Source organism: Polaribacter tangerinus (assembly GCF_038024095.1).
In the GTDB taxonomy this organism is placed as follows: Bacteria; Bacteroidota; Bacteroidia; order Flavobacteriales; family Flavobacteriaceae; genus Polaribacter; species Polaribacter tangerinus.
Map to the genome: position 1 here is coordinate 1,980,692 of NZ_CP150668.1, position 17,684 is coordinate 1,998,375.

General features: G+C 30.7%; 9 protein-coding genes and 1 pseudogene. 6 read left to right on the forward strand and 4 right to left on the reverse strand.

Annotated elements, in window-relative coordinates; all coding sequences use genetic code 11:
* The first annotated feature begins 25 nt into the window (after positions 1 to 25).
* The 5 genes from WHD54_RS08645 (at position 26) to WHD54_RS08665 (ending at position 9,413) form a co-directional block, all read left to right on the forward strand.
* Positions 26 to 2,815: a sugar-binding domain-containing protein gene (locus WHD54_RS08645; RefSeq protein WP_088323808.1), complete on the forward strand. Its 2,790-nt coding sequence runs from the start codon at positions 26 to 28 to the stop codon at positions 2,813 to 2,815.
* Between the two features lie 26 nt (positions 2,816 to 2,841).
* On the forward strand, positions 2,842 to 3,726 hold the full coding sequence (locus WHD54_RS08650; RefSeq protein WP_088323807.1) for a glycoside hydrolase family 16 protein: 885 nt from the start codon (positions 2,842 to 2,844) through the stop codon (positions 3,724 to 3,726).
* Between the two features lie 102 nt (positions 3,727 to 3,828).
* Entirely contained in the window at positions 3,829 to 4,677 is an 849-nt protein-coding gene (locus tag WHD54_RS08655) for a T9SS type A sorting domain-containing protein (RefSeq protein ID WP_088323806.1), read from the forward strand.
* 199 nt (positions 4,678 to 4,876) lie between these two features.
* The gene (locus WHD54_RS08660; protein ID WP_340766901.1) at positions 4,877 to 7,990 is read left to right on the forward strand and encodes a glycoside hydrolase family 2 TIM barrel-domain containing protein; all 3,114 of its coding nucleotides are present in this window, start codon (positions 4,877 to 4,879) and stop codon (positions 7,988 to 7,990) included.
* A gap of 22 nt (positions 7,991 to 8,012) precedes the next feature.
* Positions 8,013 to 9,413 (forward strand): sulfatase-like hydrolase/transferase, encoded by a 1,401-nt coding sequence (locus tag WHD54_RS08665; protein WP_088323804.1) that lies wholly within the window; start codon positions 8,013 to 8,015, stop codon positions 9,411 to 9,413.
* Between the two features lie 83 nt (positions 9,414 to 9,496).
* Here the strand turns inward: WHD54_RS08665 and WHD54_RS08670 are convergent, their stop codons facing one another.
* From WHD54_RS08670 to WHD54_RS08685, 4 genes and pseudogenes are all read right to left on the reverse strand, one after another.
* Positions 9,497 to 10,198: a hypothetical protein gene (locus tag WHD54_RS08670; protein ID WP_088323803.1), complete on the reverse strand. Its 702-nt coding sequence runs from the start codon at positions 10,196 to 10,198 to the stop codon at positions 9,497 to 9,499.
* Between the two features lie 2 nt (positions 10,199 to 10,200).
* On the reverse strand, positions 10,201 to 13,275 hold the full coding sequence (locus WHD54_RS08675; protein WP_088323802.1) for a T9SS type A sorting domain-containing protein: 3,075 nt from the start codon (positions 13,273 to 13,275) through the stop codon (positions 10,201 to 10,203).
* 640 nt (positions 13,276 to 13,915) lie between these two features.
* A pseudogene (locus WHD54_RS08680) lies at positions 13,916 to 14,794 on the reverse strand (IS982 family transposase).
* Between the two features lie 204 nt (positions 14,795 to 14,998).
* On the reverse strand, positions 14,999 to 15,277 hold the full coding sequence (locus WHD54_RS08685) for a hypothetical protein (RefSeq protein WP_088323801.1): 279 nt from the start codon (positions 15,275 to 15,277) through the stop codon (positions 14,999 to 15,001).
* A 270-nt stretch (positions 15,278 to 15,547) separates the two neighbouring features.
* On the opposite strand from WHD54_RS08685, the gene WHD54_RS08690 reads away from it, so the two are divergent.
* Positions 15,548 to 17,683: a T9SS type A sorting domain-containing protein gene (locus WHD54_RS08690; RefSeq protein ID WP_088323800.1), complete on the forward strand. Its 2,136-nt coding sequence runs from the start codon at positions 15,548 to 15,550 to the stop codon at positions 17,681 to 17,683.
* The last annotated feature ends 1 nt before the right edge of the window (position 17,684 follow it).

Below are 17,684 nucleotides of genomic sequence, written 5' to 3' on the forward strand. Positions count from 1 at the left end.
AGTACATAAAAAAACTGAAAAACATATGAGAAAAATACTCCACATTACAATTATAATAGCGCTTTTAATTTTAAGTTCTTGTACTTCCAAGATTCATAAGATAGATATTTCTGGTCAATGGCAAGTAAAATTAGATTCAACAAATATTGGTAATTCACAAGGTTGGGCCAACAATAAATTTACAGGAACTTCTATAAACTTACCAAACACTTTAGATGGTGCAGAAATAGGAACACCAGATACGCTAAAGCCTGCTATTAACAACTATGTAATGTCTAATTTAACCAGAAAGTATCAATATATTGGTAAAGCTTGGTATCAAAAAGAAATAGAAATTCCAACTTCTTGGAAAGATAAAAATATTCAATTAGGCTTAGAACGTATCATCTGGGAATCAATAGTTTACATAGATGGGAAATTAATAGGAAGCGCAAATAGTCTTGTTGGTAGTCATAATTATGATCTAACCAATAACCTAACTCCAGGAAAACATTTGCTTACAATTTGTATAGATAATTCGAATAAGTTTCCACTGATTAATGTTGCAGGAACAATGTATCCAATTAAGGTTAATCAAGATATGGCTCATGCTTACACTAATCATACTCAAATAAAATGGAATGGTATTTTAGGCGATATGCAGTTAGTTGCTCACGATAAAAACAAACCAGAAAACATTCAAATCTACCCAAATGCAGCGCTGAATAAATTGAAAGTAACATTTACGCAACCTAGTCAAGTTGGAGAGTCTGTAAGCCTTATTATAAAATCTACTGATGGTGTTGAGGTGTATAACAATAAAGTGAAGACCTCTAAAACTGAAGGAAATGAGTTTGTATTAGAAATAAATAAACCTAACGATTTAGAGTTATGGGACGAATTTAATCCTAAATTATATGATGTTGAGGTAGTTACCAATACAGGTACAACTAGTGCAAGATTTGGTTATAAGTATGTGAGCAGTAAGGGTGGAGATTTGTTATTAAATGACAAACGAATTTTCTTAAGAGGAAATTTAGAATGTGTAATTTTTCCATTAACAGGACATCCCCCAACAAAAAAAGAAGATTGGGCTACATTGATAAAGCAAGCTAAAGATTATGGATTAAATCACTTACGTTTTCATTCATGGTGCCCACCAAAAACTGCATTTGAAGCAGCAGATGAAGCAGGTTTTTATGTGCAAGTAGAATTGCCTCATTGGAGTTTAAAAGTTGGTGAAGACAAAAAAACAACCAAGTTTTTAAAACAAGAAGCAGATAAAATAATTAAAGATTACGGAAATCATCCATCGTTTATTTTTATGGCTTTAGGTAACGAATTACAGGGAGACATAAGTGTTTTAAATGATATGGTTGCAGATTTAAAACCTAAAGATAATAGACATTTGTATGCAACTACTGCATTTTCATTTCAACAACCAACTGGTACAAGGCCAGAAAAAGAAGATGAGTTTTTTATTGCACAATGGACAGATAAAGGTTGGATTCGTGGTCAAGGTATTTTTAATGCAAAAGCACCTCACTTTAATGCAGATTACACATCAGGAGCAGGTCATATAAATGTACCTTTAGTATCCCATGAAATAGGACAATATTCTGTATATCCTGATATGAGTGAAATCGAAAAATATACAGGGGTATTAAAACCATTAAATTTTATTGCTGTAAAAAATGATTTAAAGAAAAAAGGACTTATCGATTTAGCGCCAGATTTTACGTATGCTTCAGGAAAATTAGCAGCACTATTATACAAAGAAGAAATAGAACGCGCATTAAAAACACCAAGTTTTGATGGTTTTCAATTATTACAATTGCAAGATTTTCCGGGTCAAGGTACAGCTTTAGTTGGTTTGTTAAATGCATTCTGGGAATCTAAAGGTGTAATTTCTGCAGAAGAATTTAGTCAATTTAATAGTGAGTTAGTTCCGCTAATTCGATTTGAAAAAGCAGTTTATGAAAATGGAGAAACATTTGAAGCTTCTATAGAAATTGCTAATTTTTATAAAGAGTTAAAAAATAAAACTATAGATTGGGTTATTACTGATGAAGCAAAAAATGTAGTAAAAAAAGGATCTTTAACAGGTGTAAACTTAATGATAGGCAACAATACCGATTTAGGTGAAATTGTCCATACTATTAAAATTAATCAGGCTAAAAAATTAACCATAACAGTTAGTGTAAACAATACGAAATATAAGAATAGTTGGAATATTTGGGTGTATCCTAAAAATATTTCTATTACAGATGATGATATAATTTTTACTGCATCAATAACAGAAGCCGAAAAAGCATTGCAAAAAGGGAAAAAGGTATTTTTAAACCCAAACCCAAAATCATTAAAAGGAATTACAGGTCGTTTTGTTCCTGTATTTTGGAGTCCTGTTCACTTTCCAAATCAACCAGCAACAATGGGAGTATTGTTAGATGAAAAACATCCAGCATTTAATAAATTCCCAACAGATTCTTACAGTAACTGGCAATGGTGGGATTTATGTATCAATTCAAAATCAATTGTTGTAGATGCTATTAATGCTAAACCATTGGTTAGAGTAATCGATAATTTTGTAACCAATCATCATTTAACCAATTTATTCGAAGCTAAAGTTGGTAAAGGTCAATTGGTGTTTTCATCTATAGACTTAACTTCAAATTTAAATAAAAGACCTGTTGCTAGACAGTTAAAACATAGTATTGTCAATTACATGAAAAGCAGCTCTTTTAATCCTTTAAACTTAATAAATATAGAAGATATAAAGTCTTTAAAATTAAAGGGAAAACAATCTAATTTCTCTGCAAAAGATATTTATCAATAATAATATATCACCTAAAAAAATTAAAAATGTACATCAAATTTAATATTCAAAGCAGTCAGTTTTTATTTAGTCTTATTTTATTCGCATTTGTGTTTGTTTCCTGTACAGAGGGTAATTCTACATCACCTGATGACGAACAATTTAATGATTTAGATGATGATACAGTTGCAGCCGCAAAACCATTGCTTAATTCAGAAAATACAAGCAATTGGATTTTAATGTTCGAAGATAATTTTGATAAATTCGAACCTACTAAATGGACTAAAAATAACTCTGCAAAAAGTAGAGCAGCTCGTCCAGGAGTTGGTATAAATCAATGGTTTTGGAAACCAGAAAATGTAAGTTATAAAGAGGGAAACTTAGTTCTTAAAAGCGAAAAAGTAGCTAATGATGTACTGCATTGTGGAGGTGTTTTCACAAATAATTTATTCGAATTTAAGTACGGTTATATAGAAGCTAAAATAAAAATTGCAGAAACTTTTTTTGGCACTCATACCGCTCTTTGGTTGCAAGGAGATAATATGGGGAATATAGATGGTACAGGTAATGACGGCGCAGAAATAGATGTTTTTGAATCTGCTTGGATTGGTGATTACACAAAAAGTGTAGTACATATAGATGGCTATGGACAAAGCCATAAAGCAAATACAAGACGCTATGAAACTCCTGGTCTTCATTCTGGTTATCATACTTTTGGGTTACTTTGGAATGAAGATAAGTTAGAGGTTTATTATGATGGGCAATTTAAAACACGTTACCAAGGTATATGGGTTCCAAAAGTTGAAGAATTCTTATGGTTATCTACAGGTGCAAGTTTTGGAGGCGCTGCAAATACTAATTTTTCAGAAAGAAATATAGGAGAGTTTACAGAAGCTAAAGTAGATTATATTAGAGTATGGAAAATGAAGTAAGTTAAAAAGTAATTATGTCTATGTTTTACTAATATAAGTCCATTTTTTAGTTAGTTTAATTGGGTAGTTTTATATCAAACAATTTTAACTAAATACTTTATTATGAAACTAAAAATTACTTATTTATTCATTTTATTAATTGGCTCAACAAACTTAATGTTTGGGCAGACTATGATTAATGACTTTGAAAATGGAACAGCAGAGGATGCACTAACAAATGTAGGTGGTGGTATTACCGCCGAAATTGTAGATAACCCCAATGCTAGTGGAGATAATACCACAGCAAAAGTTTTAAAAATTGGTAGAAACGCTACACAGTGGTGGATTTTTGCAGGTATCGATGTTGCAGATATTGCCATTTCAGATTCTGAAACAAAATTTTTAAGTTTTATGGTTTATGGCCCTAAAACTGATCTAGCTGTAAGATTTAACGCAACAGCTGATGATAATAACGGAACTAATGGAGGTATTATAAGACCTGCAACTTTACATTCTGGAGAAGCTCAATGGGAACAAATTGTAATTCCAATTGTCGATAGTCAAACAGCTACAAGTTTTACAGGCAGTACACTTTTTAAATTAGTATTTCACCCAGATATAGCTGATGCAACTATCGTTGAAGGAGGTCAGATACTAAATGATTCAGACTCTTTTTTGTATATAGATCAAATACAAATTTTAGATAGTAATCCATTAAGTATATCAAACTTTGAGTTGAATAATACTATTTCTTTATCTCCTAATCCTGCAAGCAACATTTTTAAAGTAAATACTTTAAACAATACTATTATAAAAGAGATTTCTATTTATAATATTTTAGGTAAAAAAGTAAATGCTCTTAACATTGGTGTAAATCAGTTCGATATTTCTTCTTTATCTACAGGAATGTATATGGTAAAAATTAAAGATAGTAAAGGGAGTATAGCTTCTAAAAAACTATTTGTAAAATAAATATTGTTTACTAACTATCTATTTGATTAGATAAAGTTTAACTAGAAAAACAGACGTATTTATATGTCTGTTTTTTTATTTTTTAATTCACGATTATAATGTTCATGTCATGAAGTTTTTCTTAAGAATATTCTTGTTCGCCTTTTTAATGATCTCTTGTAAACAACAAATAAAATTAAGGCCTAAATATACCGCGAAATTGTGGGAGAATCCAGAATGGGAAAATCCAGAAATATTTCAAATAAATAGAGAATCTCCAAAAGCTACTTTTTATAATTACGACAATTTAGATAATGCAATTCTTGGTAAAGATTGGAAATCATCTTCAAATTATAAGTTGTTAAACGGCACTTGGAATTTTTATTACTCAGATAGCGTTCAAGGAAGACCAGAGATTTTTTACAAAGAAGACTTCAATTTAGATGGTTGGGATACTATTTCAGTACCTTCTAACTGGGAGATGAAAGGGTTTGGATTGCCTATTTATACAAATGTTGTTTATGTTTTTCCCAAAAACCCACCATTTATTCCTCATAATATAAACAACGTAGGAAGTTATAAACGTGATTTTAAAATCCCCACGAAGTGGAAAAATAAAGACATTTATTTGCATTTTGCTGGTGTAAGTGGAGCCATGTACGTATATATAAATGGAAAAAAAGTAGGTTACTCAGAAGGTAGTAAAACACCAGCTGAGTTTAATATTACTGAATATATTAAGTCAGGAAAAAATCAGATTGCAGTACAGGTTTTACGTTGGTCTGATGCGAGTTATATTGAAGATCAAGATTTTTGGAGACTAAGTGGTATAGAAAGGGATGTATATTTAAGAGCAGACAACCCAATTGCAATCAATGATTTTAAGGTAGGCAGTGATTTGGTAAACAACTATAAAGATGGGGCATTTAGTATAGATATAGAACTTAAAAACACAAAACTATCTGTTGAAAAAAGAAAACTAGAAGTCACACTTTTTGATGATGACAAAAAACAAATTTTTTCTACAACTAAAATAGTTGATATTTCAGAAGCCAAATCAAACATAACCTTTAAAGAAAATATTAAAAATGTAAAACCCTGGACAGCAGAGACTCCCAACTTATATCCAGCAGTTTTATCATTAAGTAATCCTGATGGGGAGCTTTTACAAACTACTTCAGTAAAAGTAGGTTTTAGAAATATAAAAATTAAGAATAGCCAATTTTTAGTAAACGGAAAACCTATTTTAATTAAGGGAGTTAACCTTCACGATCATGACGAAACTACAGGGCACGTGGTAGATGAAGCATTAACTATTAAAGACCTTAGGCTAATGAAACAAAATAATGTAAATGCCATTCGTTGTAGTCATTATCCTAAAAACCCATTTTTTTACGATTTATGCGATAAATATGGATTTTATGTAATTGATGAAGCCAATATAGAAACGCATGGAATGGGCACAACGAACCAAGGTTTAGACAAAAAACCTGAGATAAAAAAAATACATCCAGCTTATAGAAAAGATTGGAAAGCTGCACATTTAGATAGAACAATTCGAATGTTTGAACGTGATAAGAATCATCCTTCAATTGTAACTTGGTCTTTAGGGAATGAAGCAGGAAATGGAGATAACTTTTTTGCAACTTATCATTGGTTAAAAGAAAACGATGCAACACGTCCTACTCAATACGAAGGCGCAACCAAATACGAGAATACAGACATTCAAGCACCAATGTACGATCGTATTCCTCAATTAATTAAATACGCAGAAAACAACCCAAAACGACCTCTAATTTTATGTGAATATTCTCATGCTATGGGAAATAGTTTGGGGAATTTTAAAGATTATTGGGACGTTATTCGAAAATACGATGTGTTACAAGGAGGTTTTATTTGGGATTGGGTAGACCAAGGTCTTTTGACTGAAACAGAAGACGGACAAAAATATTGGGGTTATGGAGGTGATTTTAAAGCTGCTCACTTGCAACATGATGCTAATTTTTGTTTAAACGGAATTGTAAATCCAGACAGAACACCACATCCTGGTTTAGAAGAATTGAAAAAAGTATATCAAAACATTCAATTTTCGGATGTTAACTTTAAGACGGGTCAGATAAAAATTTTTAATGAATATTTCTTTACCAATTTAAATAATTTTAAAATAGACTGGGAGCTTTTTAAAGAAGGCGAAAAAGTAACTTCTGGGAGTCTAGGAGTTTTAGATGTCGCTCCTCAAAAATCAAAAATGGTACAATTGGACTTGCCTGAATTAGATGATGAAAAGCATGAATACCAACTTAATTTTTTAGCAACTACCCATAAAGATTTACCATTACTTTCTAAAGGATTTCCTTTAGCAAAAGCGCAATTTGTAACAGGTACTTTTATACCTAATTTCAAAGAAAAATCTACAGAGCATTTAATGCTTTCTTCCACAGAAAAGGAAGTTGTTTTAAAATCAGAAAATTTTACAGCTAGTTTTAATAAGAAAACAGGAGCACTATCAAAGTTAGATTACGGAAACGGAAATATTATCCAAAAAGGAATATCTGCCAATTTCTGGAGAGCAACAACAGATAACGATTACGGATTTAACATGCCCAAACATTTTGGAGTTTGGAAAAAAGCAACTGAAAATCAAGAGTTAACCTCTATGCTTTTAAATGATGAAAAATCATCTCTTGATTTATTATCAGCAGATAAAATAAGTTTTAATGGAAATGCTGTACATCTAGAAATGACTTATAAACTGCCTGAAGACATTGCAACAATAAAGATGGAGTATGTAATTGATGCATCTGGGCAAATAACAATTAAAAGCGCTTTACAAAACCTAAAAAAAGCGTTGCCTAATTTACCTCGTTTTGGAACTAATTTTACTATAAATAAAGACTTAAATCAAGTAAATTGGTATGGTAGAGGGCCTTTAGAAAATTATCAAGATAGAAAAACATCGCAATTTGTTGGTAATTATAAAGCTTCTGTTTCAGAATTGTATTTTCCGTATATCAGGCCCCAAGAAAATGGCTATAGAACTGATGTGCGTTGGGTAACATTTACAAATAGTTTAGGGCAAGGTATTAAAGTGTTAGGTCCAGAAAATATTGGTTTTAGTGCGCATCATCAATACAATTCAGATTTTGATGCTGGCGAAACTAAACAACAACGCCATACTATAGATATTAAAAAAAGAGACTTTGTAAATATTAATATAGATAATGAACAAATGGGTGTTGGAGGAGACACAAGTTGGTGGACAAGGCCTTTAGAGCAATACCAAATTAAAGCAAAAAATCAATCGTTTTCTTACAGTATCATTCCCATTCAATAACTATAGTTAATTATTTTTATAAATGAATCGTTTTTTCTCACTATTTCTTTTCTCACTCATTGTTAGCTTTGGATGTAAATCAAAATTAGAGACTCCAAAAGACAAGTTACCTAACGTAATCATTATTTTAGTTGATGATGCAGGTTATGTAGATTTTGGTTTTATGGGAAGTAAAGATTTGCAAACGCCTCATATTGATGACTTAGCTAAAAGTGGTGTAATTTTTACTGATGCGCATGTTAGTGCTACTGTTTGTGCGCCATCACGAGCTGGATTAATCACAGGAAAATACCAACAGCGTTTTGGTTTTGAAGCCAATGGAACAGGAGGAATTGGTTTAAGTGATGACGTAACCACCATTGCAGATGTATTTCAAAACAATGGTTACAATACCTATGCTTTAGGAAAATGGCATTTAGGAGAAGAAACTTCCGATCATCCAAACCAAAGAGGGTTTGATGAGTTTTATGGATTTCTAGCAGGAAGTCGTTCTTATTTCTCATTAGAAAATCCATCAAAAGAAAAAATGCTACAACACAATGGAAAACGCGTAGTTTTTGATGGCTATATGACTGATGTTTTAGGTGACCAGTCTGTTCAATTTGTTGCAGATTCAAAAGAGAAACCGTTTTTTATGTACTTGTCTTACAATGCGGTTCACACTCCAATGCACGCTAAAAAAGAAGATTTAGAAAAATTTAAAGATCATCCAAGACAAAAGTTAGCAGCCATGACTTGGAATTTAGATAAGAACATAGGTAAATTATTAACAAAGCTTGATGATTTAGGAATAAGAGAAAACACATTAATTTATTTTTTAAGTGATAATGGTGGGGCTCATAATAATCAATCTTCTACAGGAGTTCTAAAAGGGTGGAAAGGAAATAAATTTGAAGGTGGTCATAGAGTTCCATTTGTAATCAGTTGGCCAAAAATGGTTAATGGAAATCAAAAATTTGAAGGATTATCATCTTCATTAGATATTTTTACCACCTCTTTAAGTGCCGCTAAAATTAATAAACCCAAAGCATTACAATTAGATGGCAAAAATTTGTTGCCTTATGTAAAAGGCGAAAAAAAATGCAATCCACATGAAACATTGTTTTGGAGAAAATTGGAAGAATCTGCGGTTAGAAAGGGTAATTTTAAAATGATTCATTTACAGAACTATGGAGCTGTAATGTATAATTTAAACAAAGATTTAGGTGAAATAAATGATATTTCTAAACAAAATAAATCTCAGTTAGATAGTATGTTTCTTTCTTATCACATTTGGCAACAAGAAATGAAAACTCCACTTTGGGTAGAAGGAAAAGATTGGATGAATGTTACTTATCATATTCATCAAAAGCTTATGCAAAATAAGATTCCAGAATACAAAGATATTTGGAGTCCTGCTTTTAAGGAAAAAAAATATAAATAATACAACATGAAAAACACCCTTACTTCAGTCTGAAATGATAAAGTAAGGATATTTAATTAACAAAAAATACAAATAATAAAAATCTAAAAACTATTTACTTTAAAATTCCATATAGGTCCATTGGTCTCCGCACCTTTATCATCTTTAACAGTTATTTGCCAGTAATAAGTGGTTTCAGGAGAATCAGCAGTTACTTGTAACGTTGTTTGTTCTGTGTCTTCTACCATTAGGGTAAGCGCATCTTTGTCTTTACCAAAATAGACATCGTACTTTAAAGGATCTTTATCTACATCAGAGGCTGTCCATTGCAGATCTATAGTATTTACTCCGTCAAAATTTTGTCCAACAAAAGGAGCAACATTATCAGGAGAAAAAGGTAAGTTGTTACTGTTGGGGATTTCTTCTGTGTAGAATTGAGAAGTAGGAGAATAATCACTTTCTATACCTTTACTACTTTTTGCTTTTACTCTCCAGTAATAAGCAACTCCTTTCTCGAGTGTTACAATTTTTGACAAAGAAGTTTGTATTTCAGATGTAATTATAGTAGAGAATTGATTGTCTGTTGCGATTTCAAAGATATACACTACAGAACTTCCATCATCATTTGTTGATGTATTCCATTTAAACTCAAGAGTATTATCTATACACAATTGATTTTGAGCAGGATATACTAAAGAAGGAGCAGAAGGAATACTATCTGTACTTTGACTTAAACCACCGTCGTCACTTTTAGAACATGATGAATATATAATGCTACAAATAAAAATATATAATAGTTTTCTCATATTTATTTTTTTATAATTTTAATTGTTTTCGGCTTTTCTAAATTTAATCTTGCAAAATAAACTCCAGAAGCTATGTTTTTAACGTCAACCCTTACTTTATTGTTAATTACTGGATATTGTTTTTTGGATATTAGACCAGATTCTAGAGAATATAACTCTATAGTTATTTGCTTATCATTTGCAGGAATTCGAACTTCAAAAAAGTTGTCAGTAGGGTTTGGAAATGCCTTTAGTTTAATCGTTTCTCCTATTGTTTTTGTGATTTTTCCTTCGCAAGATGCTTTTGATGCTACTTGAACAAAATCGCCTTCTTTTACAGGTAAACTAAAAGATGTACTATGCGTTTCTAATACTTTAATTGTGTTTATATACACTGTATATGGTGCAGTTCCAGATTTTAGATCAATATTAATTTTATTAGATTTCACAGAGGTTTTACCTGATAAAAGTTCAGATTCTTTAATTTCTAAAGTAGCACAATAATTATATGTTGTATTATCTATACCAATGCAAATGTTGTAAGATCCAGGTTCTAAGTTTGGTACATTTAAAGTGTTGTCAAAATCATATTTTACACCAGAAATGGTTACATTATAATTATGTCTAAATTTTGTTTCAATTTTTAATTTCCCGTTTTTACCTACACAGGTTTCATCTACAACTTCAATTTTAAAATTATCTGGAGCTAAATAAATAGTAGAAAAATCTTCATTAATTCTAAAATCTAAAATACCACTTCCATAGGTTCCATACCTTACTAAATTTTCATCCTCTATAAACTGTACTGCAGAGTATCTAATTTCTTTTGGAAGTTTGTTGCTTTCCATTTTAAACCATTTGTCTTGTTGTACAGAAAAGACCCAAGCACCATCAAAAACACAGGCTGCAAAAATAAATTGGCCATTTGGTGAGGCAGCTAAACCAACTATTCTATCTACGTCTAATCCATTATTGTGATTTGTAAATGTTTTTCCACCATCAGTAGAAATTAAAAAATTATTACCTGCTCCTGCGTAGTATACTGTTGCTTCATCTATAGGGCTTGTTGCAATTGCAGGTGATCTTTTTCTAGAAGTGCTGACACTACCTTTTGGCCAAGTACCAGGGTAATTGGATGGTGAGAATGAGTTTCCACCATCGATTGAATACATAACTTTACCAGAGGCTAATCCTACATACCATCTATTTGTGTTTATTTTAGAATATGAAAAGCTGAGTACTGTTTCTGGAAAAGTATAGGAATGTATAGTTCTACTAATTTCACTCCCGTTATAAGATATTTTTTGTAATTCATTGCTCCAGGGAATATAGACAGCATCCTCCGAAATGTTTGGAGAGGCAACCATCATGGTTGCTTGCCAATTTCCATAAAAATCTTTTTTTGTTACAGCGCCAAAGTTACCACCACCAACTACAGGACTTCTTCCAATTGAACCATAATAATACCAATACCATGCAGATTCTCCACCCTTTGCTGTAGCTACTCTTAAAACATCAGTATTTGCTTCTCTTAATGCTGGTGAAACAAAACCTTCTTCTCCTTTGTCATCTCCTAATATACTTTGAGAGCCTCTATCTTGATTTCCACTATATATTCTATTGTGTTTTTCACTAGTTGCTGAATCATAACTCATCATTGCAGGTGTCCCTTTGTTAATTGGAATCCATGAATCCCATTGTTCTGGAGTCGAAGAGTAAAAAGAACCAAAATCAAATCCACCAAATGTAAAGAAAGTTCCATCTTCTTTTTCGTAAGACCTCATGTGTTGTAGATCCCAAACATGATCTATTGGTGGTAGTTTATTGCCGTTATTAACCCAAGTATTACCATAGTCAAATGAAATATTTAACCTTGTAAAGCCAGAAAAACAAATGTTTGGCTTAGTAGGATGTATGTCTATAATATCTCTATCTTGAGGAGTGCTTCCTGTTTTTGTCCAAGAACCACCCTCATTGGTAGAGTAATAAATTGTGTTATTGGTATAACTAACATAAATAGTAGTGGTGCCATTAACAGTTGCGCCTTTTAAAGAGGTTACAGCGTCTATACCAGGATAAGTTTCGCTCAATAAAGTAAAATCTGAGTCGTTTTCCTCCATTTTATAAATTGATAACCTTTTATCGCTAGTTCTTAGGGCGAAATAATATATGGTGTTACTACCATAAGGTTTAAGTATGTTAGTATCGTAAGCAGGAGAGTATACAACAACATTAGATTCACGATAATTTAACCCATAATCATCAGATATATATACTACATCTTTCCAACCTGTTGTGTTTTTTTGATTTCCAAAAGCAACAATTTTTTTGCCAGTTGCTGTTTCTGTTACTAGAGTTTTGTAGTTATTACCATTTGTGAAAAATGCTCCATTTGCAGTTATCCATGTTCTTCCCTCATCATCAGAAAACTCCATACCACCGTTTTTCTGTTGATGTAGTAATCTAAACGAACCATCTGGTAAATTAACGCCATTAAAATGTAAACCTGAAAGTCTAAAATTATTATTTGAAAAACTTTTTTGATCATTTCTTAAAAGCCACTGATTTTCGGCGTCTTCATCTATTTTATAGAGATGACCAGCAAATGAAACAATATAAAAATCTTTATTTACGGGGTCATAAACAGAACCATCTGCTCTAAAACCACTCTTATCAAATAAGGTAAATTCTTTTTGATCCCAAAAACCAGATAAGGTATTGTTAGCATAAGAATCTTCTGTAGCTAAAGAAGATGTTTGCATATTTTTTGCAGCTTTTTTTCTATAAGCGGCAAAATCTTGTTCACTATTAAACTTAAAACCTGAAGCATTTAGTTTCGTAAACCGTTTATTATAGTCTTCTAATTCTTTACCTTGAAGTTTAGAAGGATCAAAAACTTCTGGGTGACCATCTTTTTCCATTGCCATTTCAAAAGCAATTTCTTCCTCAGTTTCTTCGTAGTCTTCACCATATTCTTCATAATATTCATCAGCCTTATGGGTTTTATTTAAACCTAATATGTTCTTGTTTATAAGAATTAGTATTAAGAAAGTTGAAATAGAAATAAAGCTTAGAATCTTAAAAGTATTTTTTTTCATACATTAGAATTTATTTAAAAATGTAAACTTATCATAAAATATATCTGTAAATATTAAGAAAATTACTTTTTTTATGGATATTAGTGCAGAGTAAAACTTATATTCCTTTTACTAATTACCAAACCAAAAGATATAGCTGTTGTTAATAAGGTGAATTTATTTTTTTTGAATTCGTCTTAAGCTTTTACCTTGTACTTCTTAAAATCTAAATCATCTTTATAATGTAAAGACTTAGAGCCTTAATAAGGTTTTATGAGAACATTAAAGTTGGTTCTGTCGCATCTGCTAAAATTAAGCATCAAGTTTTAAAATAATTTATTTTTTAAGAAGCTAATGATATAAATAATTTGTAGGTTGAACTTTCAGCGTTTACCAGTTGATTTTTCTTTATCATTCTAACAACTTCTATTCCTGATATGGTACCCTTTGCTGATTCAAATTCTTTAAAACATATGTTGTTGGCATTAGTTATTTTATTATTAATTTCAAAGGTTTCGACTTATAATGTCCAGCTATTATTGAATAAATATATGTTCCAGAACTTAAATTTTAATTATTAAGTTTCAAAGAATTGACGTGATTATCTACTTTATATTCCTTAACTTTTATTCCATTTAAGTTATAGAACCCGTTGTGCATTTTAAATAATGCTAATTTTAATATTATTAATATTCCTATCGAATATAAATTTATAGATGTACTGAACCGTTGTTAACGCTGTAATTTTTGATAATATTCTAGTTTTAAAGCCTTGAAAAGTCTTTGCGCAATTTCGTCTTATCATAAACTGATCGCAAAGTTGAGAAAATAATGTCTCTATCCTTTTTCTTTTTTTTCTAAAAACATAAGGCTGTTTTTTGTACTCTTTTTGATTACTTCTCATTGGTATATTTAACTTTATATTGCAGGATTCAAACAAGTTAAGTTGAATCTCTGATGATAAGTAACCTCTATCTCCAATTAATGTACAATCACTTATTTGCAGTTTAATGTCTTTTAGATAATTGATATCATGTACCGAAGCTGGGCTCAAATCTATACTTTGAAAAACACCATTTACAGAGCAAACAGCATGTAACTTATATCCATAATAATTAGAACTTTGCGCAGCGCAATAACCCTTGTCTGGAAAAACATAAGTATCTTCTTTACAGATTTTTGAACGGGAACTCCTTGATAATTTACAAACTTCTAAAGGCATACTATCTACTACAAAATAATTTTCAAACTCATTGAAAGCTGATGCTAATTTTAATCGAATATCATTCAGCGAATTAGTGAGTCTTCTTCGTCTTCTATTGTAAACACTGCGTTCAATTTTTGATAAAATATGTTTTGGAAGTTTTCTAAACAAGTCATTTTCACTATCAATTCCCATAAATTCAGCAGTTAAACTCAAACTAATAAGTTCTAAATCACTAAATTTTGGTTAACGCCTTTGATAACTTAAAAGTTGTTCTTTTGATATTTTTCTTAATACTTCCAAAATTCTTTCGTAATTTGCATTTAAGTTGTTCATATTTAATGATTTGGGTTTAAATCAATTTACTGATTTTCAGTAATATGAGCAACTTTTTTATCTTAAATCATAATGCACAACGGGTTTATAGACTAAAACTTTTCCATTTTCAATATTTTCAGGAAGTTTATAATCTAAATTAATAAAACCATTACTCGGGTTTGGATAAGCTTTTACTTTTATATTATTCAAATTAGCTTTTGCTCAAGAAAGAGTAGCTTTTCCTGGTGATGAGTAAATATATTTTTTATTTTCTGAAGAGTTAACATCACTTAAAATCATTTTAATTCTAGAATCTGTATTCTTTATCCAAGTAGGATTTTGTGTATCAATATCACTTTTATAAAGTCCAACTTTATAAGCAATACTTGATATAATAGTTCCATTCTCATTCACAACTAATGTTTTTGTATTGGAGTTATTTCCGTATAAAGTGAATAAAAACTCAATTTCAGAATCTGTATCAAAAATATTTTTACTCAAACTGATTATTGGAAAATATTCGGAAAAGTAATAGTCATAAATATTATTTTTTTTAAATAAGATTCCATATTTGGTTTGCTTTTTTACTATTATTTTTAAATGATAAAAACAAAAATAATATCATTGAAAAATAGGATATCAATAATTTATTGAGTGGAAAATAGTGTTTATTTTAAAAAAAAACAGATTTGTCCATATATAGCAAAAGTGAGTCTATCTTTTAAATAATGATAAATAGTAATTTTAACAAAAATTTAAAAGTTTATTATTATGATAAAAAAGATTACATTAACGCTACTATTTTTTACTTCAGCTTTTATTTATGGGCAAACCACCATATCTAATTTTGAAACAGGAGAACCGGGGGTAGATGCTTTAGCTGGTGGTATAGTTGCCTCTGTTGAAACAAACCCAGTAATGTCAGGGTTAAATACATCTGCTAATAGTTTAAGAGTAAGTAGATCTGATACAGGTTGGTGGGGATTTGTAAATGTAGATGTTACTCCTGATATTGCTATAGCTGCTGCACCTAATGACGTTAAATTTTTAAGTATGTTGGTAAATTTCCCAGCTCAGCCAGATTTAGGTGTTCGATTTTCTGCTGCTGCAGGGGATAATGGCACTAACGATATGATTATAAGAGGTTTTAATAAATATGATGCTTCTGCTGCAAATACTTGGCAAGAAATAGTATTTGAGATTAGAACATCAAAGACTGGTACACATACTTTTACTACAGAAACATTGTTTAAACTTGTAATTCATCCTGATCAGGGTTATGAGAATAGCCCTTCTGGTCAAGTATTAGATGCAACAACGTTTGGTTATATAGACAATATAAGAATATTAGATACTAATCCCTTAGAAAATACTTGGTTAGGTGGTACGTCTTCAGATTGGTCTACAGCAAGTAATTGGTCTAAAGGAGCTATCCCTATTTCTACAGATTTTGTAGAAATACCAACAGGTACTACTTTTACTCCGGTAATAAGTAATACTACTGGAGCAAGCATTCAAAATTTAACAGTCGCTACTGGTGTTAATGTAACAGTAGAAAATGGAGGTTCTTTACTTATCAGTGGAACTGCACCTGAAGTTACTGGTTCTATAATATATAAAAGAACATTAACAGCAGATGCAGATCCTTCAAAAGCATGGCATTTAGTTACTTCTCCATTAGCTGGTGTGAGTATTATTAATTTTATGGCTGCTAATACTTTGGCATCAGGAACTACAAATACAAATTTTAGAGGAGTAGGTAATTATGTTAATGACGGATCTGGATTTAATTATTATTCAAGTAATTATTCTGGTTCAGATGCTTTTAATGTAGGTAAAGGTTTTGCTATAAAAAATGCTGCTGCTGGAGACGTCGAATTTTCAGGTTTTTTTAGAAAAGGAGATAAGCATTTTAGTATATCTCAAGGAACAGACAACTTTAACCTAGTAGGAAATGCATTTTTAGCATATATGAATTTAGGTACTTTCTTTACAAATAACAATGCTACAGATAGATTATCAGAAGCTACAATTTGGTTATGGGATCCTAGTGCAAATAGTGGTAATGGAGGTTATGTTACAAAAATGGCAGGAACAGATGCTGCTTTTGAAGTTGCTCCTGGTCAAGCCTTTTTTGTTAGTGCAGGCCCTGTTGCTTCTAATGTAGTTTCTTTTTCAGAAGCTAATCAAAGTCATCAAATAGATACGTTCTTAAAAAAGAATTCTACTAGAACCGAAATTGAATTAAAGATAACTCAAGGTGGTTTAATAAATAACACAAAGTTATACTATATTGAAGGTACTTCAACTGGTTTTGATAATGGTTTTGATGGTTCTCTATTTACTGGTACTGTAAGCGATTTATCTATTTATACAGAGTTAGTTGCTGATAATAATGGAAAGAAGATTGCTGTACAATCCTTACCAAATTCAGATTATGAAAGCATGATTATTCCTATTGGTGTTAAAGCAACAAAAGGTAAAGAAATTACAATATCTTCATCAACACTAAATTTACCAAAAGAAATTAGTGTGTTTTTAGAAGATAGAGAAAACAATACGTTTACAGACTTAACTCAGTCTGATTTCAGTGTAGTATTAGAAGAAGATTTAGATGGATCAGGAAGATTCTTTTTAAGAACGTCTTCTCAAGTACTTTCTACTAACTCTTCAGAACTAAAAGATATTAGTATTTATCAAAGTAATAATAATCTTAAAATTATTGGGTTACAACAAGAAGATGGTAGTATTTCTATATTTAATATATTAGGTAAACAAATAATGCTTAATAAATTTGAAACAAGTAATACCTTAAATGTAGGGTTATCTAGTTTAGCTACTGGTATTTATATTGTAAGGTTACAAACCGCTAAAGGAACTTTAAATAAGAAAATAATAATAGAATAAA

Coding starts and splice junctions, on each gene's coding strand:
- WHD54_RS08675 (WP_088323802.1), bottom strand. CDS start 13,275: ATGAAAAAAAATACTTTTAAGATTCTAAGCTTTATTTCTATTTCAACT.
- WHD54_RS08665 (WP_088323804.1), top strand. CDS start 8,013: ATGAATCGTTTTTTCTCACTATTTCTTTTCTCACTCATTGTTAGCTTT.
- WHD54_RS08655 (WP_088323806.1), top strand. CDS start 3,829: ATGAAACTAAAAATTACTTATTTATTCATTTTATTAATTGGCTCAACA.
- WHD54_RS08670 (WP_088323803.1), bottom strand. CDS start 10,198: ATGAGAAAACTATTATATATTTTTATTTGTAGCATTATATATTCATCA.
- WHD54_RS08650 (WP_088323807.1), top strand. CDS start 2,842: ATGTACATCAAATTTAATATTCAAAGCAGTCAGTTTTTATTTAGTCTT.
- WHD54_RS08645 (WP_088323808.1), top strand. CDS start 26: ATGAGAAAAATACTCCACATTACAATTATAATAGCGCTTTTAATTTTA.
- WHD54_RS08690 (WP_088323800.1), top strand. CDS start 15,548: ATGATAAAAAAGATTACATTAACGCTACTATTTTTTACTTCAGCTTTT.